This window comes from Halomonas sp. (genome assembly GCF_029263665.1).
Classification (GTDB): domain Bacteria; phylum Pseudomonadota; class Gammaproteobacteria; order Pseudomonadales; family Halomonadaceae; genus Halomonas.
This window is the reverse complement of sequence record NZ_JAJUFQ010000008.1, coordinates 22470-48667: the sequence shown is the minus strand read 5'-3', so window position 1 is coordinate 48667 and position 26198 is coordinate 22470. Positions and strand designations below refer to the sequence as shown.

The window sequence follows — 26198 nt, the reverse complement described above, 5'->3', positions numbered from 1 at the left end:
CGACTTCTATTGCCAATCATTCGTATTTGCAACAAGAGACGATCCCTATCTAAAAGGAACAACCCCCCCTTCCTGGAACAACTCATTCATTGGCAAACCAAATAGATAGCGATTCTGCTAGACTTGACGCATCACCATGCTCCCAACATGCCATGTGTCTCTTGCATGCACGATGACGGCATGCAAGGTCTCCGAGACATTCACTCGCCCACCATGTGGTGCGAGCAGTTCAGCAACTGCCCGTACTCCAAGAATTGCTGGCTACATCATCCAAGCAATGAAACACACAACACATCAACCGAGCGGGATGCACATGACCACCCTACTTCATCAAGCCCGCTCACGCAGGCCTGCAGGCTGCACTTGCCAAATGGAGCCGACAGATTGGAACTCTTGCAGTACGCCCTGGACAACTTTGAACTGCTGACCTCACGCACCCTGGAGCATATTGCGCTGGTGGCCGTGGCAGTCGGCATCGCCACACTGACAGGTGTCCCCATCGGTATCGCCATCACTCGTAATAAACGGGCCGCTCAGGCAGTGCTATATGTTGCCTCGATCATCGTGACCATTCCCTCTATTGCTCTCTTCGGCATCATGATTCCGATTCTGTCTCTGATCGGCCAGGGAATCGGCTATCTACCAGCCATGATCGCAGTTTTGCTCTATTCGCAGTTACCCATCATCCGCAACACCTACACCGCTATCCAAAATGTCGATCCGGCATTGCGCGAAGCTGCTCGCGGCATAGGCATGAGCCCGAACCAGCGCCTGAGCATGGTCGAGATCCCTCTTGCCATCCCCGTGATCATGGCAGGGGTACGCACGGCGGTGGTGCTTAACATCGGCGTCATGGCTATCGCCGCCTACATTGGAGCAGGTGGTCTCGGCACCTTTATTAGCCGTGGTATTTCCCAGTCCGACCCGCGTCAGCTCATCGTTGGCGCTGTTGCCGTCAGCCTGCTGGCCATTATCGCTGACTATACGCTGCTCGCTGTGCAGAAACGGCTAACTCCGAAAGGCATGGGCAATACCGCCATCCCGAACTGAGCCAGGCACTCGAAGCACTGCACAGCAAAAAGAAAAACAAGGGTTACGCCATGATTCGCTTGGAAAATCTGACAAAGGTTTTCGACACCCCAGAGGGTACCGTGGTTGCCGCAGACCATATCAACATGGAAGTGCCGAAGGGCAAGATCTGCATCCTGCTGGGCCCTTCGGGCTGTGGCAAGACCACTACGCTGAAGATGATCAATCGCATCATTCGCGCCACGTCCGGCAAGGTGTTCATTGATGGGCAGGATACCGCTGAGCTGGACACTCAGGAATTGCGTCGCAACATCGGCTACGTCATCCAGCAGATCGGCCTGTTTCCCAATATGACCATCGAGGAAAACATTACCGTGGTACCGAAGCTGCTGGGGTGGGACAAGGCCCGCTACCGGGAACGTGCGCGCGAGCTGATGCGCATGATCGCTCTGGAACCCGATGCTTTTCTCAAGCGCTACCCCAAGGAGTTGTCCGGTGGTCAACAGCAGCGTATCGGAGTGGCTCGTGCTCTGGCCGCCGACCCTCCCGTCATGCTGATGGATGAGCCCTTTGGCGCCATTGACCCGATCAATCGTGCAGTGATTCAAGGCGAGTTCCTGAAGATGCAGCAGGAACTCAACAAGACCATCATGTTCGTCAGCCATGATATTGATGAAGCCATCAGGATGGGCGACCGAATTGCTATCTTCCGTAGCGGCAGACTGATTCAGCACTCTTCTCCCGACGACCTCCTGGCTAGCCCCGTGGATGAATTCGTCGAATCATTTCTTGGTGAAGACCGCGCACTCAAGCGCCTGCACCTGGTCAAGGTGCGCGACTTCGTTTCTTCTGGCATTGGTACCGTCAAGCCAACCGACAGCATGGAAGCCGCCCAGGCCGTAATGCAGGAACACGGATATACGATGGGCATCGTCATGGTCAATGACCACAACCAACCGATTGGCATGATCAGTCGCGCCATGACCGAAATGACCAGCGGCTACTGTGGCGATCACTTCGAGAACCTTCCCGCCATGGCCCACCTCGATGATGATCTGCGCAAGGTGGTCTCGCTCATGTTCGCCCACGACCAGGTCTGGCTACCCTGCGTCGACGATCGTGGCCATCTGCACGGACATATCACTCAACGCTCGATCACACACCACCTTGGCGCCCGCTATCGGCTCCAGGCCGAGCACGATACTGTTGCGGGGGAGTGAACCATGCCTCGCTTCTTGCTCTTTCTACTGCTCATCGGGACTTTCACTGCCGGAGCCTGGGCCCAGGCCAGTGGTACGCTGGACGAGCTACTGTTCTATCTTCCTGATATTCAGTACCTCACCGCTCAGCACCTGTGGCTGACCTTCCTGTCCGGCGGGCTGGCCATTCTGGTCGCCATCCCGCTGGGTATCCTGCTGTCACGTTCGCGCATGTCCTCGAGTGCCGAAAACATCATGCAGGTGCTCAATGTTGGCACCACCATTCCGACGCTTGCCGTCCTGGCGCTATCCATGAGTTTTCTGGGCATTGGTACCCTGCCCGCTGTCTTCGGTCTGTTCGTTGCCACCTTGCTGCCTATTGCACGCAATACCTACGCCGGTCTCAAGGGAGTCTCTCCCGACCTGCTCGAAGCGGCCGCAGGCATCGGCATGTCACCCCTTCAGCAGCTGCTCAAGGTGGAACTGCCTAATGCGCTGTATGTCATCTTCGCAGGCATACGCACGGCCCTGACCATCAATGTCGGAACAGTACCACTCGCGTTCCTGGTCGGTGCAGGAGGCCTTGGAGAGTTGATCTTCACTGGTATCGATCTGTATGACCCGTTGATGATGCTGGCAGGCGCCATTCCCACTGCACTCCTGGCGGTGGTAGTCGACGCACTGATTGCCCTTGTCGCTCTTGTTGTGGTCCCCAGGGGTATCAACCCTGGGCGGGCATGACCAGGGCCCCGTGAAATGAATATGGCTCTGCCATCCCTCTGACTGATTTTTTTCCCAAGGAGACACCCCATGAAATTCTGGATTCCCACTCTGACAAGCCTGGCACTGGTTACGGCTGCCACCAGCGCCAGTGCTGACGAGATCGTGGTTGGCGGCAAGAATTTCACCGAGCAGCAAATCCTGGCCAGCATGACCAGCCAATATCTAGAGCAGTTGGGGTATGACATCGAAACCCGAGCTGGCATGGGTTCTGCGGTGCTGCGTCAAGCCCAGGAAAACGGCCAGATCGATCTTTACTGGGAATATACCGGCACGTCCCTGATCAATTACAACGATGTGACCGAGTCGCTGAGCCTCGAAGACACTTATGACAAGGTCAAGGAGCTGGATGGTGAGAAAGGACTGGTATGGCTGGAACCCTCCGAGGCCAATAACACCTATGCGCTCGCCATGCGTTCTGACAGCGTGAAGGAAACCGGTATCAAGACGCTTTCTGACCTGGCCGCCGCCATCAACGAAGAGGATAGCCTCTCCTTCGCCATGAATGCCGAATTCTATGCCAGGGAAGACGGTTGGCGCCCACTGCAACAGGCCTACGACTTCCGTGTCGGCCGCAGCAATGTCAAACGCATGGATTCAGGCCTCGTCTACCCTGCCCTTCGCGATGGTCAAGTCGATGTCGGCCTGGTATTTGCCACTGACGGCCGCATCCCGGCCTTTGACTTCACCGTGCTCAAGGACGACCAGGACTTCTTTCCGGCCTATTCGCTCGCCCCGGTGGTACGCCAGGAAACCCTAGACGCCAATCCAGAGTTGGCCGGGCAGATGAACAAACTTTCCGCGCTTCTGGACGATGACACAATGGCAGAACTCAACGCTCAAGTTGATGTGGAGCGTCGCACCATAGAAGATGTCGCCAACACGTTTCTGGAAGCCAACGAACTGCTGTGATATGGAAGACCATGCCTAACTTTTCTGATGAAGTCATCGTGATCACCGGCGGTTCTCGAGGAATCGGCCGAGCCACCGCTCTGGCCTGCATTCGCTCAGGAGCCAAGGTGGTATTCAGTTATCGTGGCAATGAAGCTGCGGCCCTTGAAACAATCAATGAGTGCCGGGCCATCGGGAGCGCTGACCGCATCCGGGCCGTTCAAGCCGACGTCTGCTCGGAAGAGGATGTGGTCAAGTTGTTTACCGCTGCCAGGACCCACTTCGGCACGATCAGTGGCGTCGTCAATAATGCCGGGGTCGTGGCACCTTCCATGCCTCTGGCCGAAATGGATGCCGAACGCATTCGGAACGTCCTGGAAACTAACGTATTTGGCGCTTTGCTTGTCGCCCGCCAGGCCGCTCGCGATCTGGCCGATGGCGGTGCCCTGGTCAATGTGGGCTCAATGGCCTCGAAATTAGGATCACCTAATGAATATGTGGATTATGCTGCCAGCAAAGGGGCCCTGGACAGCCTCACCATAGGCTTGTCCAAGGAGCTGGGGCCTCGCAATATCCGTGTCAATGCCGTCCGCCCAGGGCTGATCGCCACAGAAATTCATGCTAGTGGAGGACGGCCAGAGCGGATTGCCGAGCTTGGCCCCAACTGCCCCTTGGGAAGACCAGGAGACGCAGATGAAGTGGCAGCAGCCATCGTCTGGCTACTATCTACCGAGGCCTCCTATGTCACCGGTAGCTTTATTGATGTTGCCGGCGGGCGATGATAGCGCCACCGGTACGATTCCACGATGAATCATGCCAAGCTCTCGGGCAGCCTGCTTGGACAGGTCAATAATCCTACCTTTCACAAATGGCCCCCGGTCATTGATCGTGACCTCGACTGACTGCCCCGTATCCTGGCGAGTTACCAGAACTTTGGTACCAAAAGGCAAACTGCGATGGGCTGCCGTGAGTGCAGCCTGATCGAAGGACTCTCCGTTGGCTGTCGTTCTTCCCTGAAACATATCCGCGTAATACGAAGCGATCCCGTATTCGATATACGACTCCTTACCAAGCGACTTTGCCATGCTTGGAGCCGCCCAACAGGCAAGCGCGACAATCACAATCCACTTTTTTAAGGACTCTCCTGCGCAAGAGAAATTATAATGCAAGCTCATTCATCACCCTTGTTTTTCTTAAGGAAACAGCCTCAATTAACAAGAATGACGAAGACAAATAAAGAGAAGAAAGCCCGCCAGGAAGTTAGCTACAAAACAATAAGAAAATTCCTACACAAAACCGTGCACAATTATACAAAGCACAATAAACACAAGATTGAAATAGACGTTTTAAATACAACCACTATCCATACAAAATCAATTAAAACCGCTACTAAAAACTTCACAAAAAATAGTAAATATATCTGTTGATTAAAAACACATAAAAGTCACTCAACTACAGCATGAAACCTTAGACGAATATTTTATGACTGCCATTCCCAACACATTTCCCGCCAATGCGCAAAATGCACACCAGGGCATCTCATTCTCTGCGTCCATATGAAGCGAACTTCATCACATTTTTTTCCAAAGATGCTAGAAAAACTAGAGAGACATCTAGAGAAAATGCTAGAATGTGAACATCAACTGGAAACAGTATCGTGCAAACAACCTCGTGTAAAATCGCATGAACATATCTTCCAACTATCCTTTTCTTTCGATGCCCTTCAGTTTCCTGGTGATGGGGGTATCTGGTTCAGGAAAATCTCATATCGGCCGACAGCTTGCTGCCGAAACTGGTGCTATTTTCATTGATGCAGATGATTATCACAGTCCAGAAAATGTCGCCAAGATGGCTCGCGGCGAGCCGCTTACCGATATGGATCGAGAATCGTGGTTACAGACACTTTCCGAGCTATATCGAGAACATCAGGCGCGTAAGGTCTCTCTTGTGATTGGCTGCTCGGCACTGAAACGCCACTATAGGGATGTGCTACGCCAAGGGGCACCAAATCTGCATATTCTTTATCTCCACGGCTCACGAGAAGTCTTGCTTGATCGCCTTAATACGCGAGGTTCTCACTTCTTTTCTGGAGAACACATGCTCAACAGCCAGTTGAATACCTTGGAGCTTCCAGGCAAGGATGAAGCCATCCAATGCAGTATTGAGAGCACACCAAAGGAGATCATTCACGACTTTCTTCATGAACTCTCTAGAAAACTTGCTGAAAAATAACCACATGAAGAAATAAAAAATAGCGGCGTTTCAAGGAAACGCCGCTATTTTTGTACTATTCATTGGCACACAACGTCACCGTGCGTCATGACGACCAGCCAAGGCCAATAGTCCTGCCAAAGTGGCGCTATCACTATCGATCTCTCTCACTTTGATACCCTGAGTCTCCAGAGCTTGACGATAGAGTGGATTTAAACTCGTGGAACCAATCAGCAGGATTTCTGCTTCATCGCGCTCCACATCATCCCCTTTCAGCATATGGTACTTTTGCGCCAGCACTTCTGCCCCGATCAGCACGCCCGACAGAAAGCTACTCACTTGGCAAGCCTCAAGGCCAGCATAAAGGTGTCGACTGCGGCCTTCGAATAAAGCATGTAGCACACCAGAAGGATGTGCAGCAGCGGCCAAACCTTGAGCGAACGCGTCAGTATCGTGGGAAGAATCTTCCCGAGCAGGCTCTCCAGGCAGGGTATGAAAACGCACGGCATGGAATAGTTCTCCGGTCATCGCCGTGGTGAATTCCACCAAACGTCCGTTGACCATTCTTGCCCATTTGCTATGGGTACCCGGCAGGCAACAGATCGCACTCTGCGCCGCTACCAGCGCCAGAGCTCCGAATGCCTGGATCTCTTCGCCCCGCATGACATCCACGTGATCATGACGCACTTCCTTGAGTCCGGGCACGATCCAGGCATTGTCCAGACCAGGAGCTGCAACGACATTGGCTGCCAGATCCTCGGCACTGGCCGGTACATCCAACTGAGGCGCCTCACTCCATCCTCTGGCAGACCCTACCATGCCGGCCAGATACACAGGCACTTTTCCTCCCTGGCGCCAATCCCCCACCTGAGCGTCACAATAGTGCGGAAACTCAGCACTGGTCAGAGAACGTAGCCCCGCATCAGAGCGGCGACTGTCGAGACACTCACCACTCGCACGATCGACCAGAAAGGCGCGAAAGTTGCTTGTCCCCCAATCAATGGCGATCAGGCGTTCACTCATGCCCTCGCCTCCTGCAAGCGCATCCACTCAGCCACCAGCTCTTTAGCTGCCACTTCTACTTCAGCAGCACTGCGGCCTGGTTTGTAGAGGTTGCTGCCGTAGCCGAAGCCACTGATACCAGCCGCATGCCATTCCGCCATGTTGCTCTTGTCGATGCCACCGACTGCCAACACCGGCAACCCTCTGGGCAGGATGGCACTGATGTCCTTGTAATAGGCAGTTCCGAGGCGGGCCGCAGGGAACAGTTTCAATGCACTGGCGCCAGCCTTGGCAGCCGCCAGTGCTTCGGTTGGTGTCATGCAGCCGATCATCGGTGCCAGGCCACGCTCAGCGCCCAGACTGACCAGTGCGGGATCCGTGTTGGGAGTGATCATCAGCGGAGCCCCCAGTTGGGCCAGACGCAGAGTGTCTCCCTCCTCCAGCACGGTCCCTGCTCCAATCAGGACATCATCAGGACAGTGAGCCACTGCTCGCTCGATACTGACCCAAGGTTCTGGAGAATTGAGCGGAATCTCGATCAGACGAAAGCCGGCACTCACCAAAGCATCGCATACACCTTCCACCTCATCCGGTGTAATGCCACGCAGGATGGCTACCAGTGGCAGCTCCTCCAGGGCCTTGTCCAGAATCTTGCGCTGGTTGTCGTTCATCGAAACTCCTCGTTGCTTGGCTTATATCGTCGTTACACCAGCCACATTGCCATGTTCGGCCACAATAACAGGGCGGCGAGAACACACAGTTGCAGGGCAATGAAAGGCAGTAGAGAGACAAAGATGTCCTTGAGGCTGATGCCCGGTGGTGCCACACCCTTGAGATAAAAGGCCGCAGGACCAAAGGGTGGGGACAGGAAGGAAACCTGCATGTTGACGGCAAACAGGATACCGAACCAGATCGGGCTGTAACCCAGTTGCTCGACGATAGGTACGAAAATCGGCAGGGTCAGCATGGCAACGCCGATCCAGTCAAGGAACATGCCCAGCACCAGCAATATCGCCATCATCACCAGAATGATCGCGATGGGCGGTACATCCAGGCCCATGATCATGCCGTTGATAAAGCGGTTACCACCCATCAGGTTGTAGACTCCCACCAGAGCGGCGGCCCCTATACCAATCCAGATGATCATACCGCAAGTCACCAAGGTCTGGGACAGGCTCTCATGCATGGTCTTGAACGAGAACTCACCACGCAGGACGACGGCCAGCAGTACACCGAACACCCCCATGGCAGCGGCTTCCGTCACTGATGCCACGCCACCATAGATGGAGCCCAGCACCAGGCCAGCAATCAGTCCAGGCACGACAATGGCCCTGATCGCCTGGCGCTTGCTGGAAAAGCCATCATTGCGATCTGCCTCGCTCATGGGCGGACCAAGCTGTGGATTCCTCAGACAACGAACCAGGACATAGCCGATATACGACAGCATCAGAACCACGGCTGGTGTCACTGCCGCCGTGAACAGATCAGCAATGGACTGACTGGCAATCAGACCATAGATGATCAGTACAATCGACGGCGGCATCATGGTTCCCAGGGCGCCACCGGCACACACCACGCCAATGGACAGATGCTTGTCATAGCCAAGGCGCAGCATCTGCGGCAATGCCAGGATGCCGAGCAGAACGATCTCGCCACCGATGATGCCGGACAATGCCGCCAGGAAAAACGCCACCACGATGGTCTGTACCGCCACGCCACCAGGAAGTCGGCCAGCGAATACCCGCATGGCATTGAACAGATCCTTGGCGATTCCCGAGCGATCAAGTAGCGATGCCATCAACACAAACATCGGCACCGCCACCAGAGAATATTCCGTGACGAACCCATAGACCCGGCTGGTGACCAGAGGCAGTGCCATGGGACCAAACCAACCGAAGGTGAACGCCAGGGCGATGAGCCCCGTAATAAAGGCCAGTGGCAGGCCGGTAACCAGCAATGCAAAGATGGCCCCAACCATCAATATCGTTCCGTCTGCGATATCCATCAGGCGGCTCCTTCATCGTGGGGTTGAGGAGCTGGCTTGCCTTTGATCGACTGCACCAGATGGATCAGTGACTGAATACACATGATGGCCAGCGCCAGCAGAATCATCCCCTTTACCAATGCTGGAAAAGGCGGATTCCAGGAGGTCCCAGAGCGCTCCAGCTGCCACTCCCCGAGAGGATTGTGGCTAGCGCCCCAGAACATCACATAGCCGGCATAGCTCATCCCCAGACAGAAGCCGAAGGTGACCAAGTCATTGAAGCGGTCCAGCCACAAGCGAAAGCGTGGCCCCACCGAGTCATACAGCACCTTGACGCGGATATGGCGATTGGACGCCAGCGCTGCCGGCCCGCCGAGACAGAAGCTCACAGCCACCAGCATGACCACGGTTTCGTGAACCCAGGAAGTGGGTGAGTCAAAGCCATAGCGCATGAAGACTTCATAGACACTGATCGCCATGGCCAGAAAGACTAGCCATGCTGCCCCGCGGGCAGCCTTGACAATGACACGGTCAAACGCGCTGCGGACGGGGTCTGGGCCGTGTTCGGGTAGCTTGTCGCCGCTGGGCACGGAACCCTCGTGCGGCTCACGAGTCGCGTCACTCATGCGACATCCTCGATATGACAGGAGAAATACGTGGGCGGCGCGTCGGCACCGCCCTCTCAGGGATGATTTACCGACTTACAGCAAATCGTGCTCTTCGAGATAAGCCACCACGGAATCGTAGTATTCCTGGGTAATCTCGTTACGCTTGGCCCATTCGGCCCACTCATCCTTAGCGATGTTGCGGAACTTGACGAGCTCTTCCGCCGGTAGGTCGATGATTTCGATATCCGGATCCTGCTTCGCCTCTTCTACAGCGGCCTGGTCCAGTTCCTTGAGCTTGGCCACCATCTCGACGGCCATTTCATCTACGGACGTTTCCAGCATGGACTTGAGGTCATCGGGCAGGCCGTCCCAGATGTCCTTGTTCAAGGACACGGCTACCATTGGCAGGGAGTGGAAACCCGGATACAGCGGATAAGGTGCGAACTTGTGCAGCCCCTGAGCCTGATTGGTGGCAAAGACGGTGTAATCGGCAGCATCGATCACTCCCTTCTCCAGCCCGGTATAGACTTCGGAGCCCGGCAGATTGACCGGTGTCGCACCTGCTGCCTCGAAGATGTTGTAGACCATGCCCTCCGGAGCGCGGATCTTGAGACCTTTCAGGTCGTCGATGGAACGCACTGGCTTGGTGGATGGCAAGGATTCCAGCCCCGTTGCCCCGGCACCGATCAAGTGCAGGCCATAGGGCTCGACCAGCTTGTTGTAAAGGTCTTCACCACCGCCGTTGTTCATGTAATCAAGAAAATCGTTGGGATCGCTCCAGGCCCCTACCAGGTTGCCCATCATGCCGAAGGCAGGGTTCTGGCCGGTAAAGTAGCTGGGATCCGTCAAGTGGCCTTGAAGAATACCGGACTGTACTGCCTGCAGCGTCTGGTTGGCCTGGACCACGGCATTGACCGGCAGGATCTCGATGGTAATGCGGCCATCGGACAACTCGTTGACTTTCTGGGCCCACTCCTTCTTGATCTCGAACTGCGGCTCACCAGCCGTTTCGGAAGTCTGGAATGTCCACTCATACTCGGCAGCATGAGCAGAACTGGCCATGACGGCGAGAATCGCCGCGGAAAGAACCTTGAGTTTGGAGAGGGGCTTGAGACTGGTCTGGAGCTTGAGACTGGATAGTGTCTTGAGCTTGGTGCTAGCCATCATGAGCTGGTCATCCTTCTTGTACGCGTGTAACAAGGTCGTTGTTGTATAGGTCATTGTTGCAATCGAAGGTCGTCTCGATAGCAGGTATATGGCGCAGCAGACCCTCGAGACCCAGGTCCTGCCCTGTACGTTGCAACACCGCTAATGCAGCCTCTGCCGCCGCTTGCGGTTGCCTCAGGCGGATCGCCTCCATCACTCGACGGTGGCGTTCCATGCTGTCACTCAAGCGCTTGGCAGACTGGTTGGAGCGCTCTACCACAAGCGCAATTGCGGGCTTGAGCACGTGACTGATCTGAGCCCAGACCAGATTGTGCGAAGCTGTAAATATGGCTTCATGAAAAGCCACGTCGTATTCATCATGGGTCTTCCCTGCGTAACAGCGATCTTCATTCTCCAGCGCCTTGATCATGCCTTCGTACGCTGTCTCGATCGCCAGCAGATCCACCGCAGTCGCATGCTCTGCTGCCAAGCGGGCAACATAAGGCTCCACTGCGGCGCGAAAGCTGAATACCTCACGCTGAATGGCCGGGTTCGGTTTTGCATAGCTGGCCAGCCATCCACTTACGCGAGGGTCCAGCAGATGCCACTTCTCGAGTGGTTGAACGCGCGACCCTTGCCCAGAAATTCGGGTAATCAACCCCGTCGCTACCAGAGTCTGCAATGCACTTCGCACAGTGGAGCGACTGACCTCGAAACGCTCGCACAGGTCTACCTCCCGAGGCAGGAAATCTCCCGGTGAGTAGTCACCATTGAAAATCGACTCGGCCAGGGCATCGGCGATATCAGGGCGTATGCGACGCTTTGGGGAAGACACTGTCATATTCATGTCCGACGGGATTCTCTTTATGTCGGACATAGCATCAACAAAAATGAACCTGAATTCCTTTAGACTTTAGTCCTTGGTATGGAAGTCACTGGCTGACAAGGCTATTTTGGTGATCTGCAAAGTGGAGGATGGATACCCTTGGATACCCGCCCCATCGTCGTGATCGGTGGTACAGGCTTCGTTGGCCGCGCCATCGTCAGAGAGCTGTTCTACAGTGGCCAGCACGTGCGCGTCGTTGCACGCCATGTATCTACCGCCGAAGATGTGTTGCCCGGAGAGCTGGAGCCAGGAGATCCACTGGAAGTGCGGAAGGCTGACATTGGCGATGCCGAAAGCCTCAAGCCTGCTCTTGAGGGCGCCCGTGCCGTCATCAATGTAGTAAGCCTTTATACGGAAGGAAAAGACATCCACTTCCATGATGTGCATGTCGAGGGGGCTTCACGCCTGGCTTACCTGGCCAGGCAAGCAGGAGTCGAGCAGTATTTCCTAATGTCGGGAATCGGGGTACGTCAAGACTCGCCATCGCCCTATATTCGTGCCAGGGCCGAAGGGGAGCAGGCCGTGATGGCAGAAATGGCCCGAGCCATTATCTTGCGTCCCAGCGCGCTCTATGCCGAGCATGGAGGTTTTCTGCCAGGTATCGCTCGCCTGGCGAGGTTACCGGTGGTACCGCTGTTCGGGCAGGGACAGAGCCGTTTGCAGCCATTGCATCTAGGTGATCTGGCCGGGGCGGTGGCGCGCCTGGTTTGTCGCTCCGATACACCACGCATGTTGTTCGAGTTCGGCGGCCCAGACGCGTTCACCTATCGGGAACTGATCCTGCAGGTCGCTCGCCACCTGCAACGGGAACCGCGCCTGGCCCCCGTTCCCATGATGTTCTGGCATACCTTGGCCAGAGCGATGTCAGGCTTGCCCTCGCCTCCCTTGACCCGGGACATGCTATGGCTGATCAGCGAAGACAACCTGGTCGGCGAAGGTGTCGGTACCTTTGCCGACCTGGGCATCAAACCGCGCAGCCTGCGTGATAGCCTGCCTCACTGCTTGCCACGGCCTTGAGCATCATCATGTCGATCCCATCACCCTTCAACTGCCGATATCACCGATCAAATCACTCTGCACTACCTCGATCCAGTAACCATCCGGATCCTTGACGAAGACGACATTCTTCATCTTGCCCTGGTCCGGACGCTTGATGAATTCGACCTCATTAGTATCGAACCATGCCACTGCCGCTTCCAGATCCGGCACATTGAAACAGATATGCCCAAACCCCTGAGGCTCGGCGTTACCATCATGGTAGATCCGCCCTTCTTCGTTCTCCGTGCCCCAGTTGTGCGTCAGTTCCAGCAGGCCACGCTGCTGGAAGGTCCACACCGTTCGCTCCGTTGCCTCCGCTGGTACCTCCCTGTCTTCAAGGTCGCCAAGGAAGTACAGCGAAAACTGCATCTCCTCGAAATCCAGGCGTCGCAATACACTCATGCCGAAGACGCGTGAGTAGAAGCGCAACGATACCTCGGGATCCTTGACTCGCAACATGCAGTGGTTGAGGCGAAAGCCACGCGTCTGGGCGGGAGCCGCTTCAACACCGGGATGTGCTTCCCCCTGGATGTGGTCGCTCATGAAATACTCCTTTTAATGATGTGAAGAAGACCTTGACCGCCAGACACACCTGACGGAGTCGATCAAATGGCGCCTTCGCGCATCTGCTGGCCAATGAACTCCGCCTGGCGCAATGCCAGGGAAACGATGGTCAGCGTCGGGTTCTCGGCTGCGGAGGTGGTGAACTGGCTGCCATCGGAAATGAACAGATTGGTGATCTCATGACTCTGCCCATGGTCGTTGCAGACACCATCCTCCGGGCGCTCGCTCATGCGACAAGTCCCCATATTGTGCGTCGATGGGTAGGGTGGTACCTCATAGATATCCTGAGCACCAACCGACTCATAGAGCGCTCGTCCCTGGGCATAGGCATATTGGCGCATGGCGATGTCGTTATCGTGGTCGTCATAGTGCACGTTGGCGACCGGCAGGCCGAACCGATCCACGACGTCCCGGTTGAGTGTGATGCGGTTGGTCGCTTGGGGCATGTCCTCCCCCACCAACCACATGCCAGCCATGTGCTCATATTGATCGAGGGCACCTGTAAAGTCCGGCCCCCAGGCACCAGGGTCGAGAAAGGCCGCCATGAAAGGCAGGCCCAGTGATATTGTTTCCATTTCGTAGCCACCGACAAAGCCACGCTCACGGTCATGACGTGCTTCATCGGAGATGATACCGGCCATGGTCGTCCCACGGTACATGTGAACAGGTTCTTCGAAGGTCGCGAACACTGAGCCAGTCGTATGACGCATGTAATGCCGACCGACATGCCCGGCACCATTGGCTAGACCATCGGGGAATCGATCGCTGGCAGAATTGAGCAGCAGCCTGGGCGTTTCGATGGAATTCCCTGCGACTGCAACCACTCTCGCCCGTTGGCGCTGCTCATTGCCCTCGGCATCAAAATAGACCACCGCATTGACCTTTCCCTGGTCATCGTGCTCGATGCGTGCCACATGCGATTCAGGACGCAATTCCATATGGCCGGTAGCGATACCTGCGGGCAACTCGGTGTAGAGCGTCGACCATTTTGCCTGCATCTTGCAGCCCTGAAAGCAGAAGCCACGCTGCTGGCAGGCAGCACGCCCATCACGTACTGTACTGTTGATCGCCATATGACCCGTGTTGCAGGAATAGCCCAGCTTCTTGGCGCCGGCGTACATCACCTTGAAGTTGTTGTTGCCGGGCAGTCCTTTGTTGCCATGGGTGCGAGTCACGCCCATGCGCTGTTCCGCACGGTCATACCAGGGTGCCAAATCGTCATAGCTCAAGGGCCAGTCAAGCAAGGCGGCCCCCTCCACTTCACCGTAATGTGTCAAGGCCTGGAATTCATGAGGCTGGAAACGCAGACTGGCGCCCGCCCAGTGCACTGTGGTTCCTCCCACTGACTTGACGATCCAGGCAGGCAGGTCAGGAAAATCCTTCGCCAGCCGCCAGCTACCCGACGTGGTTCGCGGATCAAGCCAGGACAGCTGACTGAAGGCCGCCCACTCATCAGCAAGGAAATCAGCGGCAGTGTGCAGCTTGCCAGCTTCCAGAACCACTACATCAACCCCTTGCTGAGCCAATTCATTGGCCAAGGTCCCGCCACCCGCGCCTGACCCGATTACCACGACAACGCTGTCGTCATCGAGCGCATAAGTCTTCTGGTTGTCGGTCATGGTCATACTGACCTCTCCTCGTCTGCTTTTCTTGTCATCAGGTCCACGGACATCAAGCACTCGGCTTTTCAGAAGGCAGGTAGCCTGCTTCAGGTTGCGGTGGATCCGGTAGCCAGGTGAGATCGTTGAACCCCTGGGTCAGGTAGCCTGAATTGCCCTTCTCTCCCTCGTACCCGAAATGGGCGAAGGCCAGCGGATTGTTGTACAGAGAAACCACTGCATCGCCTCGTACCCGTTCAAAGAACGGCGTCCCACTCACCTCCTTGAGCAGCGTGAGACGCTGGGCATCATCGAGCATCAGCCAATCACCACCCGCTTTGTCATCCAGTTCGGAGATCCCGGCTCTGAGCTGCTCGGCTACCTCACTGTCGGCTGCTTTCCCATCCAGGCTCTTGACCACCAGCGCATAGACCGCATCCTCAAGGCCTGCATGGGGAAATAACTGTCGGGTCACGGCCAACAGCACTTCCCCTTGACGACTGCTCAGGTACTCCAGAGACACCGCCCAACTACGGCTGGGAGCCAACAGAGCAATCGGTCCTGAGGCAAAGGCCAGCGAACCTGCCAGCACACCACCGCTGGCCTTGAGAAACACACGGCGGGATACGGGGTTGTGAAATAGAGGTTGGCTTATCATGTTTGTTCTCCTCGATGGCGGATCGTCGCGAATCCGACGAAAGAGGTTCGCCACGGCAACGAATTTCGCACTCTAACGACTATCCTGGTCCGAAGATGGGAAGATGAGGTAACAGCGGATTACTACGTCGACCATGGTCTAATTCGGCTGGCCTTCTGTCGCCTCCAGGTTGATAGTCAATGAAGACATGCTCAATGAAGCAGCCATCATCGTGCTGCCTGACAGCTGGAGTTCGCCATGTGCTACATGTATGCCTCGACTGATCCATCCCGCTATGAATGCACCACTCGTTCCGTACGCCTGCAGGGCTGTGTCACCAGCGTACGTCTGGAGAACGAGTTCTGGGAGATCCTCGAGCAGATTGCCCATGGTCAACAGCTGTCTACTGCACAGTTCATCAGCCAGTTACACAGCGAAGTGTTTACCAGCCGCGGTGAAGTGCCCAATCTGGCATCACTGCTGCGGGTGGCCTGCGCGGTCTACCAGCAGAGTGCAATACAACAGCGCAACGTCAATGTATCGATGGGGTGATTCTGGACGCCCGGACCACGGGCACCGGATAGATCTCTTTCGCTAGACACCTCTTTCGCGGAGCTGCCGTCGGATTCAGGAGAATGCCCGCCATCCCTGCATTTCTCGTAGATCGACAGGAAATCCCTCGATGCAACAGCACCGCCACAATGGTCCATGGTAACGCCTTCCCGCTTACCGACAGGCCCTCTTCCATCGCCTGCCAATCCATCTTTTCTGCAAGGAAAACGGCAAATCGGTCGCTCTACGACCTTAGTCGTATGAATGTGCCATAACCTTATTCTTCCTTGTAATCAGGGGAGATTCATGAAGAATGGCTCCCGAATCTGCACACCGACGGAAAAAACACGCTATGGATTCCATCGCGACTCTCTTTACCAATTTTGTAGACGCCGGCAACGGCTTGATCTGGGGCAAGGTTCTTGTCTATGTCCTGATCGGCGCCGGTCTCTATTTCACCATCATGACCCGAGGTATTCAGTTCCGCTTCTTCGGACACATGTTCAGCCTGCTCAAGGGGTCCCGCGACGGTGGCGAAGGCATCTCCTCCTTCCAGGCTCTGTCCACCAGCCTGGCAGCTCGTGTCGGTACGGGTAACTTGGCTGGTGTTGCCGTGGCCATCGCTCTCGGCGGCCCTGGGGCGATCTTCTGGATGTGGTTGACCGCTCTGGTCGGCATGGCCACAAGTTTCATTGAGTCCACCCTGGCCCAGGCCTACAAGACCGACCATGGCGACAAGACCTTCCGTGGCGGCCCGGCCCGTTATATTGAACAAGGTCTCGGTCAGCGCTGGATGGCAGCATTGTTTTCCATCTGCCTGATCATTGCCTTTGGCCTGGCTTTCAACAGCGTTCAGGCCAACTCCATTGCTCAGGCCATGGAAGGTGCATTCGGCCTGCCGACCTGGCTGGTCGGTGTCGCCTTGATTGCCATTGTTTCTCCCATCATCTTCGGTGGCCTGCGCTCCATTGCCAAAACAGCAGAGCTGATCGTGCCGCTCATGGCCCTGCTCTATCTGATTCTGGCCGTGGTCGTGGTATTGATGAACATTAGCCAGTTACCCAGTGCCATTGCCCTGATCTTCAAGAGTGCCTTCGGCCTCCACGAGGCAGCAGGTGGCGCCATGGGTTATGCCGTGGCCCAGGCCATGATGCAGGGCATCAAGCGAGGCCTGTTCTCTAACGAAGCCGGCATGGGCTCTGCTCCCAACGTAGCAGCTACTGCCAGCACTCGGCCCAATCATCCGGCAGCACAAGGCTTCATCCAGATGCTTGGTGTGTTTCTCGACACACTGGTCATCTGCACCTGCACCGCCTCGATGATCATTCTCGCCGGCCCCGAGCTATTTACGGGGGATACCAACGGTATCCAGTTGACCCAGGCTGCACTGACTTATCATGTAGGTGACTGGGGTAGCTTCTTCGTCGCTGTCGCCATTCTGTTGTTCGCCTTCACCTCGTTGATTGCCAACTACTCCTATGGCGAAACCAATATCGAGTACCTGGCAGGCGAGCGCCGCTCGGCCACCGCTATTTTCATCTATCGTCTGGCAGTACTGGCCATGATCATGATCGGCTCCGTGTCCGAGCTCAGGGCCATCTGGAACTTCGCCGACTTGTCCATGGGCATGATGGCACTGATCAACCTGGTCGCCATTCTGGCTCTGTCACCGCTGGCCTTCGCCCTGTTCCGGGATTACGAGCGCCAGCTCAAGGCAGGTGTGGAACCGACCTTCAACCCGAGCCAGTTCCCGAAACTCGCCGCCAAGGTTGATCCGCGCGCCTGGCCGACACCGCCGGAAGGTAGCGAGAAGCGTTAAGACAAGCTTCCATTCGTACCCAACGCCATGGCCATTGCCATGGCGTTGTCGTTTCCGGGCAGACATGATGATGTTTGGCATATGCTATATACCATCTTTGATGGCTATCGCTGCTCAGGAATAGGGACATGCCTCTGCGTCTCAACCTCATACGCCCGACTCACCCACGTGACCCCCACGAGCCTCATCGCGCCGCAACACCACTGGAGCTGCTGTTCGATCTGGTTTCCGTCATCGCGATCGCCTCAGCGGTGGCCGGTTTGCATCATTCCATTGCCGACGATCATGTCATGCAAGGTGTCGTGACCTTCTCGCTGGTGTTCTTCCCCATCTGGTGGGCGTGGATGAATTTCACCTGGTATGCCTCTGCCTATGATAACGATGACGTCCTGTTTCGCCTGATGACCATGGTCATCATGAGTGGCGCCCTGATCATGGCCGCAGGCATCACTCGCTTCTTCCATGAGCTGGACCTGAGCTTGATAGTGATCGGCTTCGTGGTCATGCGTGTTGGCATAGTCGTGCTATGGTTGCGAGCAGCCTTGCATGATCGCCAACGCCGGCAAACAGCACTCACGTATGCTGTCGGCATCAGCCTGGTGCAATGCTACTGGGTATGGCTGGGCCTCAACGCCCCGCAAGGCCTGGGCCTTTACGTCAGCCTGTTCGTCCTGGGGGCCGCCATGGAACTGTGTGTTCCCGTCATTGCCGAACGCCACTTGGCCACCACATGGCACCGCCATCATCTGATCGAACGCTATGGCCTACTCAATATCATCGTGTTGGGCGAGACCTTGCTGGCCGGCTCTCTGGCACTGGCAGAGGTCATCGGTGATGGTACTCACTGGGGCCTGGCATACACTGCGTTCTGCTCTCTGGTCATCGTGTTTGCCATGTGGTGGCTATAATTTCGCCCGCGAAGAGCACCAACTGCAGTACTGCCTTGCTCGAGCCTTCAGCTGGGGCTACGGCCACTTGACCATCTATATGTCTGGCGCCGCGGTTGGTGGTGGTTTCGCGGTATTGGTGGATGTTACCGCTGGCCATGCCGAGGTTGGTGCGATGGTTGCCCTCTACGCCATTGCCATCCCTGTCGCCGTGTACCTGCTTGGCTTGTGGTTCGTGCGTGATCGTCTCTTACTGCGTGGGCCGTTGTCTTTGGTACTTCCTGCCTTTGCCGTCCTCATCCTAGTCAGCGTGCCATGGCTGGGGCTCAGTGGCATGACGGTCCTCATCGTGCTGGCAGTCGTAGCAAGAAATCATCTCGACATTCCTGTGCTTCATCCTGAAACAGAGCATCAGGTATCTTCAAAATGATCTGTGTATCCTCGATAGTGGTGAGCACCAACCACATCAATATCCTCACGCTCAAGATAGGAACTGAACATGTCCCATAAGCCCAAGGTTTTGGTCTTCGCAGGCAGCACCCGCGAAGCTTCCTTCAACAAGCATCTGGCTCGCCTGGCTGCTAAACGTGTCGAAGCTGCCGGTGCTGAAGCAACCTTCATTGATCTGCGTGACTATCCCATGCCGATCTACGACGGCGACACGGAAGATGCCGAGGGCATCCCGGATGCCGCTCGTCAGCTCAAGCGCGTGTTCATGGAACACCAAGGCCTGGTGATTGCCTCTCCAGAGTACAACGGTTTCATCACCCCACTGCTCAAGAACACCATCGACTGGGTGTCCCGACCCGACGGGGACCTGCCTGGCCTGGCTCCCTATGAGAACAAGATCGCCAGTATCGTATCCTCCTCTCCAGGAGGGCTTGGCGGTCTACGCGGTCTACCTTTGCTGCGCCAGCTGTTAAGCAATATCGGCGTCACCGTCCTTCCCGATCAGCTGGCCATCGGTGGAGCTTCCCAAGTTTTTGATGAGTCAGGCAACCTTACCGATGAAGGCCATGCCAACAAGCTCAATGCCATCTGCGAGCGCCTGGTTGTCACACTCCAGCGCCAGCTGTAAGACCACCGCTCGATGATAGCACTTGGCCCAATATATCTTTGGTCCATGAAGAACAGGTCCATGAAGAACAGGCCCATGAAAACGGACCTGTGAAAAAGAAGGCCCGCGCTCCTTACCGGAACGCGGGCCTTCAAGCTCATCACAGGTGACGCTAGATCACACCGGAGAAGCCTTGCCAACAGTCACTTCGGGCACTGCTTCCATACGTTTGCGTTCTTCACTGATCAGCTCCAGCGCTTCCTCTTCACTGAGACGGCTGGCCGGTGTTAACAGCGTGACGATAATGCCAGCCAGGGCGGATAGTGTCACAGCAGGAATGCTCGGGTTACCCCAGAAAGCACTCCAGTCTGCATTGGCGATCACCGCCAAGGAAGTTACCGAGGCCACGATCAGGGACGCTATGGCACCTTGCCAGTTGTAGCGTGGCCAGAAACGTCCCAGCACGCCACAAACGAACATGCCGGCCAGCACGGTGGAAACCATTCGCGTGATATATGAAATGACATCATCAGAGCTCAGTGCAAACGCCAGCGCCAGTCCAATGGTACCTACCAGCGCAATACGCGAGAAACGCACCACGTTCTGAGCCGAAGGCGCGCGCCCCTTGACCAATACATAGATATCGCGAATCAGCGTTGCTACACCAGCAATAGCATCACTACTGGCACTCGACATGGTGGCCGACAGCCCTGCGACAAGCAGCAGCAGACCCAGCCATAACGGCAGAACTTCCGTTGCCAGGTAAGGGAATGCAAAATTGCTGGTCTCGAGATTCGGATTCAGCGCATAGGTCGCCATGCCAATGATTGCCGGCACTACAGAAAATGCCATGTACAACAGGCCAGTGACCAGGAAAGAACGGCGTACGGAACCTACCGAAGAACCTGAGTAGATACGCTGACGGAAAGATGGTGTAGCCAGCACGCCCACAGCAATCACCGTCGACAGTGAAATGGCCGGTATCAGGCCAATCTTTTCGATGCCAAGGAAGCTGATGGCAGAAGGGTCTGCCGCGGCCTTGATCGCTTCGAATCCACCTGCATCAACAACGGCCACGGCCGCCATCAGGAAGAAGCCCACAAAAAGCACGATAGCCTGCACGGTGTCCGTCCACACCACCGCCATGTAGCCTCCAACGACACAATAGACGCCAAAGCCCAGGGCCACGATGATCTTGGCCTGCCAGGAGGGAATATCTGCCATCCAGGCCAGATACAATCCACCACCAAGGATATGGGCACCCAACCAGCCGATACAGGCGATATAGATCAGCAATGCCACGACATTGCGCACCAGTCGATTGGCACCAACGTAATATGACAGTTCCTCGCTCATGGTCATGAAACGCATTTTGCGAATGCCAGAGAAACATATCGCCAGCAACAGAACTCCGATGGCACCGCCGATGCCATACAGCGCACCGCCCCAGCCATTCACGTAGCCGAATCCAACCGCTCCCATACTCGAGCCAGTACCGACCATGGTGGCCACGGTAGTACCAATGGTGAGGAACAACGGCACACTTCGACCACCGAGCAAAAAGTCGTCGCCTGTGCCGCGATCATTACGCGAAATCCACCAGCCAAAGACAATCATGCCAATGACATATACAAAAAAGGTGGCAAGGAAAAGGTGACTGCTCATACAGACCTCTTATACTTGTCGTTCCCGGTCGTTGCCGCGACCGGGCAGTGAACGTTGTGCCGTTTGCTGTGCCCAGTGCCGGACCCTTGCCGGGGTCCGGCACTTTCTTTCTTCAGGCTCTATCGGCTCGGTAACACGTCATGTCGACCTCAACCTTACAGTCGACGACCAGATCCTGAACGCTGCAGATACGTGCAGGCGGATGATCCTTGAAGATCTCGGCGAACACCTTGTTGAACGACTGGAAATAACGCGCATCCGTCAGTACTGCAGTGACATGAACCACATCTTCCACGGAGTACCCAGCCTCATGCACAATGGCCAGACAGTTCTCGAACGCCAGACGGGTCTGCTCGATGATGCCGCCCTCCACCACTTCACCGTCTCGCATCGGTGTCTGGCCAGACACTTTCAGCCAGCCTCCGGCTTCCACAGCTCGAGAAAATGGCAGTTTCTGGCCGCCAGTACCGACACCGCCTTCAGCGCCATAACGTTTGATGCTCATGTTGTCTCCTCACTTCAATGGATGAATGTTCTGTTGTCGGATGACTCAGGTCAGTGGTGACTTCATTACGCTACCGTGATGCGCTGCCACCATCCTTCCTATGCCACATCCTCGAAAATGCAATGAAAGTAAATACGGAAATTCTCAACTGGGTGTGTTGGGTGCTGCATCCAGCCGCATGCTGCGCTTCAGCAGGCGCCCATGGCGCTCACTGCTCGCTGTTCCATCGGTGTAAGCCGTCAGTCCATTGACCACGACCCTCACAATGCCTTTGGCCGGGGCAATTGGTGTGTCGTAATTAGCGGTGTCCTCCAGCGTTGCCAGATCCAGCAACACCAGGTCGGCATAGGCTCCCGGGCGAATCTCCCCACGATCCACCAAGCCAAAAGTGGCAGCAGACAGGCTGGTCATCTTGCGCACAGCCTCCGAGAGCGGCATCAGTTTCAGGTCGCGGCTGTAGTGAGCCAACACCCGTGGAAAGGCTCCCCAAAGCCGGGGGTGTGGATGCGGGTCATTGGGCAAGCCGTCAGATCCCACCATGGTCAACGGATGCGCCAGCACCTGACGCATGTCGTCCTCACTCATATTGTGGTATACCGCACCCGCAGGTTGCAGACGGCGGGCCGCCTCCATCAGCGAAACGCCCCAGTCCAGCGCGATGTCGGCCAGCGGTCGCTTGGCCTGTTCAGGATGAGGTTTGGACCAGGTGATGGTGATGTCGATTTCATCCGTCACCTGCCCCAGGTCCAGAGTCGATGAACCCGCCGTGTACGGGTAGCAATCACAATGCACCCGTTGCTGACGTGCAGCATTTTCCAGTTGTTTCAAAGCTCGCGGCGCCTGCCCCCAATTGCCCGCACCAGCGCACTTAAGATGGGAAATGACCAGCGGTGCCTTGCCTTGGCTGGCAGTGGCAAAGGCTTCTTCCATGGCATCCGCCTGGCCTTCGAATTCATCTCGCAGGTGAGTGGTGTAGATACCGCCAGCCTCCCCTACGGCAGCAACCAGGGGAGCCATTTCAGTGTCCGGTGCCTGCCTTGCATTACGATAGGCCAGACCGGAACTCAGGCCAATGGCGCCGTCTACCAGCGCTTGTTCCAGAAAGGTGCGCATGGCGACTATTTCGTCTTCGCTGGCGGGGCGGGAGAAATCCTCCATGACCTGGCTTCTCAGACTGGTATGCCCGATCAGTGCCGCCACATTGATGGCCGGACGCGCTTGCTCGACCGCCTGTACATACGCCGCAAAAGTGGGATAGGTAAAGTCTTCGCTATCACCCAGCAGGTTCATGGGATCAGGCACTTCTCCCCGCAACGTCACAGGTGAAGCACTGATCCCGCAATTACCGACAATCACAGTGGTAACGCCCTGACTGAGCTTGGGCAGCATCTCTGGAGTACGGATGACATTGGTATCATCGTGGGTATGTACATCAATGAACCCCGGTGTCAGGACGAGACCTTCAGCATCGATCTCTTCATTGGCATGGTGAGCACTCAAATCGCCTACTGCGACAATCCGGTCACCCTTCACGGCCACGTCCGCAGTGGTGGGTTCAGCACCGCTACCGTCCAGCAGTGTGGCATGTCGAATCAGCAAGTCATGATGCATGTTGGTCTCACTCTCGGTATTGCATTCGGTCAACTGCGCGTCCATCCGGCTTTCATTCTCTGGTACTTGCAGCACTCAATCGCCCAACGGCTGTCGATTGTCGCCACCGCGATGGTCATCCAGAGCAATCTTCAACCGACGCAGCTTGTCACGTGCCTGATCGCGGTGGCGTATGGCCAGTTCCAGGGCCAGCACATCAATGGCTGCCATCAGTGCATAGCGGGAAGCGGAGGGGTGAATAATAAAATCGGTTTCTCGGGTCGCGATCGGCAATACCACATCGGCGTTACTTGCCAGAGGTGAACCGACAGCGGTGATAGCAATCACCTGGGCACCGTAATGCCGGGCAATCTGGGCAGACTCCACCATCTCCGGGGTGTAACCCGATACTGACAACACCACCACCACATCGGCCGGGTCCAGGGTTGCCGCTACCATGCGCGGTAGCAAGCCATGGGGATAGGCACTGATCGCATATCCCAGGCGCACCAGGCGAAACTGCATCTCCTGGCTCATTACGCTGGAACCACCACCACAGCCAAACACCAGGATCTGGCGAGCGTTATCGAGACGCTCGACGGCCCCGGCAACATCTGCGCTCAGCAGCAGCTCCCGGTTGAGTTCCAATGTCTGGATGGCAATGTCATAGACCACCCCAAGACCATCATCAGGATCAGCATCCTGAATAAAGCGCCGCCCAGCGGCCAAGGCCCGATTCAGACGCAATTTCAGGTCCCGTACATTAGTACACCCCACGGAACGGGCAAAACGGGTCACCGTGGCCTCACTGACCGATGCTCGCTTGGCGATATCGGTAATACTTGCCTCTGCCACCACATCGATATCTTCAAAGATCAGCTCCGCGACCTTGCGCTCTGAATCGCTCAAGGTGCCGACGCAGGAAGTGATGGCAGAAAGAATGTCGGTCGGTTGAGTCATGGCGTATTCATACACAATTGGCAGCGGGCTCATCGGCGGAGGGCATGTCAGCTCAGCGCTCAATGACAAGTACTGTCAATGCCAAGTACTGAGTGGATGACAAGCACACCGGGTAATAGATCACACTACCAAAGCTATGTTAGTTTCTATCAAACATCCACAAAAAATTGTTAGTTTTATACAAAAGTGTGAGGCTGCTCTGCCCCGAGCTGCTTGCCTATCACCAGGCATCAGCGCAGGATGAGTGCCCCGCCATCCACAGGAGACCGTCATGGCGCCCCATTCCACTTCTGAATTCTCAGGTTCTCTAGGCAAAGACACGTTGGACAAAGGCACACTGGAAACCGGCCGTGATCTCCTGACGGATGTCAGCCTGCCTGCTGCTGTCATCCATGAGCAGCCCTTGGCTCATAACCTGGCCTGGATGCAGAACTTTGCCGAACAGCACCAGGCTCATCTGGCGCCCCACGGCAAAACGACCATGACCCCGGAATTATTCCGGCGTCAGCTCGCTGCCGGTTCCTGGGGGATCACTCTGGCTACCCTGCCCCAATGTCGTGCCGCCTTTGCTGAAGGTGTCACTCGCCTGCTGGTCGCCAACCAACTGGTCGGACATGCCAACATGGCCATTGCAGCCGACCTGATCCGAGCCGGGTGTGAGCTGTATGTCACAGTAGATAGTGCAGAGAATGTCGCTGACCTCGGCGAATACTTCGCCAAGGCGGGGGTAACACTGCGGGTATTGATCGAGGTCGGTATCGATGGCGGCCGCTGCGGCTGTCGCGATGACGAGGCCATCACGGAGCTGGCCCGCCAGGTTCGCCATTTACCAGGACTGATGCTGGCAGGCCTTGAAGGTTATGAAGGGGTTGTCCATGGCGATGACCCGATTGCAGGAATTCGTGCCTATGCCGAACGCCTGGTCGCCAACGTCAAGCGTCTTGCCCAGGAAGGACTGGTGGATGTGGAGTCCCCCATTGTCACGGCCTCAGGTTCCGCCTGGTATGACCTGATTGCCGAAACCTTCCGTGATGGGGGGCTGGAAGGACACTTCACGCCAGTTCTGCGCCCAGGTTGTTATGTCGTACATGACCACGGTGTCTATCGTGAAGCTCAGAAAGGCGTACTGTCACGGCGCCCAGACCTTCACGAAGGCCTGCGCCCGGCCCTGGAGGTCTACGCTCAGGTTCAGTCACTGCCGGAGCCCGGCCTTGCCATTATTGCCATGGGCAAGCGTGACATCGGCATCGACCTGTTACCGGAAGCCCTGGTGCGTTACCGTGAAGGTGGCAATACCGACACCCCGCTATCTGTGGATGACTGGAAAGTGGTCAAGTTGATGGATCAACACACCTTCATCGAGCTTCCGCAACACGCAGAAGACGTTCAGGTCGGCGATATCATTGCCTTTGGCACCTCCCACCCCTGCATGACCTTCGACAAGTGGCGCAAGATCCACCTGGTGGATGAGACCTTGCAAGTACTGGATACCTGGAAGACCTGTTTTTAAAGCGTCCTTTCAGCGAGTCAATACATGCCGCCCCAACTTAGGGGCGGTATGTGTTTATAAGGCGCACTTCTTATTTAAAA

Annotated in this window: 27 protein-coding genes; 13 read left to right on the top strand and 14 right to left on the bottom strand. The window is 56.1% G+C overall.

All coding sequences use genetic code 11. From position 1 onward, the window contains the following. The first annotated feature begins 384 nt into the window (after window positions 1-384). The 5 genes from Q1K07_RS10380 (at window position 385) to Q1K07_RS10360 (ending at window position 4681) form a co-directional block, all read left to right on the top strand. Window positions 385-1050 carry an ABC transporter permease gene (locus Q1K07_RS10380; protein WP_300310486.1) on the top strand — a complete coding sequence of 222 codons (666 nt, stop codon included), beginning with the start codon at window positions 385-387 and terminating at the stop codon, window positions 1048-1050. Between the two features lie 50 nt (window positions 1051-1100). Next, window positions 1101-2249, top strand: a complete 1149-nt coding sequence (locus Q1K07_RS10375; RefSeq protein ID WP_300310484.1) for an ABC transporter ATP-binding protein — start codon at window positions 1101-1103, stop codon at window positions 2247-2249. A gap of 3 nt (window positions 2250-2252) precedes the next feature. Next, complete coding sequence (locus Q1K07_RS10370) at window positions 2253-2969, top strand: ABC transporter permease (protein ID WP_300310482.1); 717 nt, start codon at window positions 2253-2255, stop codon at window positions 2967-2969. A 69-nt stretch (window positions 2970-3038) separates the two neighbouring features. Then, window positions 3039-3920, top strand: coding sequence for a glycine betaine ABC transporter substrate-binding protein (locus Q1K07_RS10365; protein WP_300310480.1), 882 nt, complete (start codon window positions 3039-3041; stop codon window positions 3918-3920). An 11-nt stretch (window positions 3921-3931) separates the two neighbouring features. Continuing rightward, window positions 3932-4681: an SDR family oxidoreductase gene (locus Q1K07_RS10360; RefSeq protein WP_300310477.1), complete on the top strand. Its 750-nt coding sequence runs from the start codon at window positions 3932-3934 to the stop codon at window positions 4679-4681. Here Q1K07_RS10360 and Q1K07_RS10355 read toward each other — a convergent pair. After that, on the bottom strand, window positions 4622-4984 hold the full coding sequence (locus Q1K07_RS10355; RefSeq protein ID WP_300310708.1) for a septal ring lytic transglycosylase RlpA family protein: 363 nt from the start codon (window positions 4982-4984) through the stop codon (window positions 4622-4624). The genes Q1K07_RS10360 and Q1K07_RS10355 overlap by 60 nt on opposite strands. Before the next feature lie 598 nt (window positions 4985-5582). Here Q1K07_RS10355 and Q1K07_RS10350 point away from each other — a divergent pair. Then, window positions 5583-6131, top strand: coding sequence for a gluconokinase (locus Q1K07_RS10350; RefSeq protein WP_300310475.1), 549 nt, complete (start codon window positions 5583-5585; stop codon window positions 6129-6131). Window positions 6132-6206: 75 nt separating this feature from the next. Here Q1K07_RS10350 and Q1K07_RS10345 read toward each other — a convergent pair whose 3' ends face one another. From Q1K07_RS10345 to Q1K07_RS10320, 6 genes are all read right to left on the bottom strand, one after another. Then, entirely contained in the window at window positions 6207-7133 is a 927-nt protein-coding gene (locus tag Q1K07_RS10345; protein ID WP_300310473.1) for a 2-dehydro-3-deoxygalactonokinase, read from the bottom strand. Beyond that, window positions 7130-7783, bottom strand: coding sequence for a 2-dehydro-3-deoxy-6-phosphogalactonate aldolase (locus tag Q1K07_RS10340; RefSeq protein WP_300310471.1), 654 nt, complete (start codon window positions 7781-7783; stop codon window positions 7130-7132). The genes Q1K07_RS10345 and Q1K07_RS10340 overlap by 4 nt, the downstream gene beginning before the upstream one ends. A gap of 32 nt (window positions 7784-7815) precedes the next feature. After that, a complete protein-coding gene (locus Q1K07_RS10335; protein WP_300310469.1) occupies window positions 7816-9117 on the bottom strand; it encodes a TRAP transporter large permease subunit in 1302 nt (433 codons plus the stop codon). Beyond that, window positions 9117-9722 carry a TRAP transporter small permease subunit gene (locus Q1K07_RS10330; protein ID WP_149285509.1) on the bottom strand — a complete coding sequence of 202 codons (606 nt, stop codon included), beginning with the start codon at window positions 9720-9722 and terminating at the stop codon, window positions 9117-9119. Before Q1K07_RS10330 ends, Q1K07_RS10335 begins: the two co-directional genes overlap by 1 nt. Before the next feature lie 75 nt (window positions 9723-9797). After that, entirely contained in the window at window positions 9798-10766 is a 969-nt protein-coding gene (locus Q1K07_RS10325) for a TRAP transporter substrate-binding protein (protein ID WP_300310706.1), read from the bottom strand. Window positions 10767-10878: 112 nt separating this feature from the next. Beyond that, a complete protein-coding gene (locus tag Q1K07_RS10320) occupies window positions 10879-11691 on the bottom strand; it encodes a FadR/GntR family transcriptional regulator (protein ID WP_300310464.1) in 813 nt (270 codons plus the stop codon). Between the two features lie 144 nt (window positions 11692-11835). Between Q1K07_RS10320 and Q1K07_RS10315 the strand changes: the two genes are divergently transcribed. Then, window positions 11836-12753, top strand: coding sequence for a complex I NDUFA9 subunit family protein (locus tag Q1K07_RS10315; protein WP_300310462.1), 918 nt, complete (start codon window positions 11836-11838; stop codon window positions 12751-12753). A gap of 27 nt (window positions 12754-12780) precedes the next feature. Here Q1K07_RS10315 and gloA read toward each other — a convergent pair whose 3' ends face one another. The 3 genes from gloA to Q1K07_RS10300 form a co-directional block, all read right to left on the bottom strand. Continuing rightward, window positions 12781-13317, bottom strand: a complete 537-nt coding sequence (gloA, locus tag Q1K07_RS10310; protein WP_300310460.1) for a lactoylglutathione lyase — start codon at window positions 13315-13317, stop codon at window positions 12781-12783. Window positions 13318-13379: 62 nt separating this feature from the next. Continuing rightward, a complete protein-coding gene (locus tag Q1K07_RS10305; RefSeq protein ID WP_300310458.1) occupies window positions 13380-14963 on the bottom strand; it encodes a GMC family oxidoreductase in 1584 nt (527 codons plus the stop codon). Between the two features lie 46 nt (window positions 14964-15009). Beyond that, window positions 15010-15594, bottom strand: coding sequence for a twin-arginine translocation signal domain-containing protein (locus Q1K07_RS10300; RefSeq protein WP_300310456.1), 585 nt, complete (start codon window positions 15592-15594; stop codon window positions 15010-15012). 237 nt (window positions 15595-15831) lie between these two features. Here Q1K07_RS10300 and Q1K07_RS10295 point away from each other — a divergent pair, with 237 nt between their 5' ends. The 5 genes from Q1K07_RS10295 (at window position 15832) to Q1K07_RS10275 (ending at window position 19909) form a co-directional block, all read left to right on the top strand. Beyond that, window positions 15832-16125, top strand: coding sequence for a ribbon-helix-helix domain-containing protein (locus Q1K07_RS10295; protein WP_300310454.1), 294 nt, complete (start codon window positions 15832-15834; stop codon window positions 16123-16125). 352 nt (window positions 16126-16477) lie between these two features. Then, a complete protein-coding gene (locus Q1K07_RS10290; RefSeq protein WP_300310452.1) occupies window positions 16478-17944 on the top strand; it encodes a sodium:alanine symporter family protein in 1467 nt (488 codons plus the stop codon). A gap of 128 nt (window positions 17945-18072) precedes the next feature. After that, entirely contained in the window at window positions 18073-18852 is a 780-nt protein-coding gene (locus Q1K07_RS10285) for a low temperature requirement protein A (RefSeq protein ID WP_300310450.1), read from the top strand. Then, on the top strand, window positions 18779-19261 hold the full coding sequence (locus tag Q1K07_RS10280) for a low temperature requirement protein A (protein WP_300310705.1): 483 nt from the start codon (window positions 18779-18781) through the stop codon (window positions 19259-19261). Before Q1K07_RS10285 ends, Q1K07_RS10280 begins: the two co-directional genes overlap by 74 nt. A gap of 69 nt (window positions 19262-19330) precedes the next feature. Beyond that, the gene (locus Q1K07_RS10275; RefSeq protein ID WP_300310448.1) at window positions 19331-19909 is read left to right on the top strand and encodes an NAD(P)H-dependent oxidoreductase; all 579 of its coding nucleotides are present in this window, start codon (window positions 19331-19333) and stop codon (window positions 19907-19909) included. A 156-nt stretch (window positions 19910-20065) separates the two neighbouring features. Here the strand turns inward: Q1K07_RS10275 and Q1K07_RS10270 are convergent, their stop codons facing one another. The 4 genes from Q1K07_RS10270 to Q1K07_RS10255 form a co-directional block, all read right to left on the bottom strand. Further along, window positions 20066-21553 carry a sodium:solute symporter family protein gene (locus Q1K07_RS10270; protein ID WP_300310446.1) on the bottom strand — a complete coding sequence of 496 codons (1488 nt, stop codon included), beginning with the start codon at window positions 21551-21553 and terminating at the stop codon, window positions 20066-20068. Between the two features lie 112 nt (window positions 21554-21665). Then, complete coding sequence (locus tag Q1K07_RS10265) at window positions 21666-22058, bottom strand: RidA family protein (RefSeq protein WP_300310444.1); 393 nt, start codon at window positions 22056-22058, stop codon at window positions 21666-21668. Window positions 22059-22202: 144 nt separating this feature from the next. Then, window positions 22203-23714 carry an amidohydrolase family protein gene (locus Q1K07_RS10260; protein ID WP_300310442.1) on the bottom strand — a complete coding sequence of 504 codons (1512 nt, stop codon included), beginning with the start codon at window positions 23712-23714 and terminating at the stop codon, window positions 22203-22205. A 30-nt stretch (window positions 23715-23744) separates the two neighbouring features. Next, on the bottom strand, window positions 23745-24608 hold the full coding sequence (locus Q1K07_RS10255; protein WP_300310440.1) for a MurR/RpiR family transcriptional regulator: 864 nt from the start codon (window positions 24606-24608) through the stop codon (window positions 23745-23747). A 271-nt stretch (window positions 24609-24879) separates the two neighbouring features. Here Q1K07_RS10255 and Q1K07_RS10250 point away from each other — a divergent pair, with 271 nt between their 5' ends. Continuing rightward, window positions 24880-26118 (top strand): amino acid deaminase, encoded by a 1239-nt coding sequence (locus Q1K07_RS10250; RefSeq protein ID WP_300310438.1) that lies wholly within the window; start codon window positions 24880-24882, stop codon window positions 26116-26118. Window positions 26119-26198 lie beyond the last annotated feature (80 nt).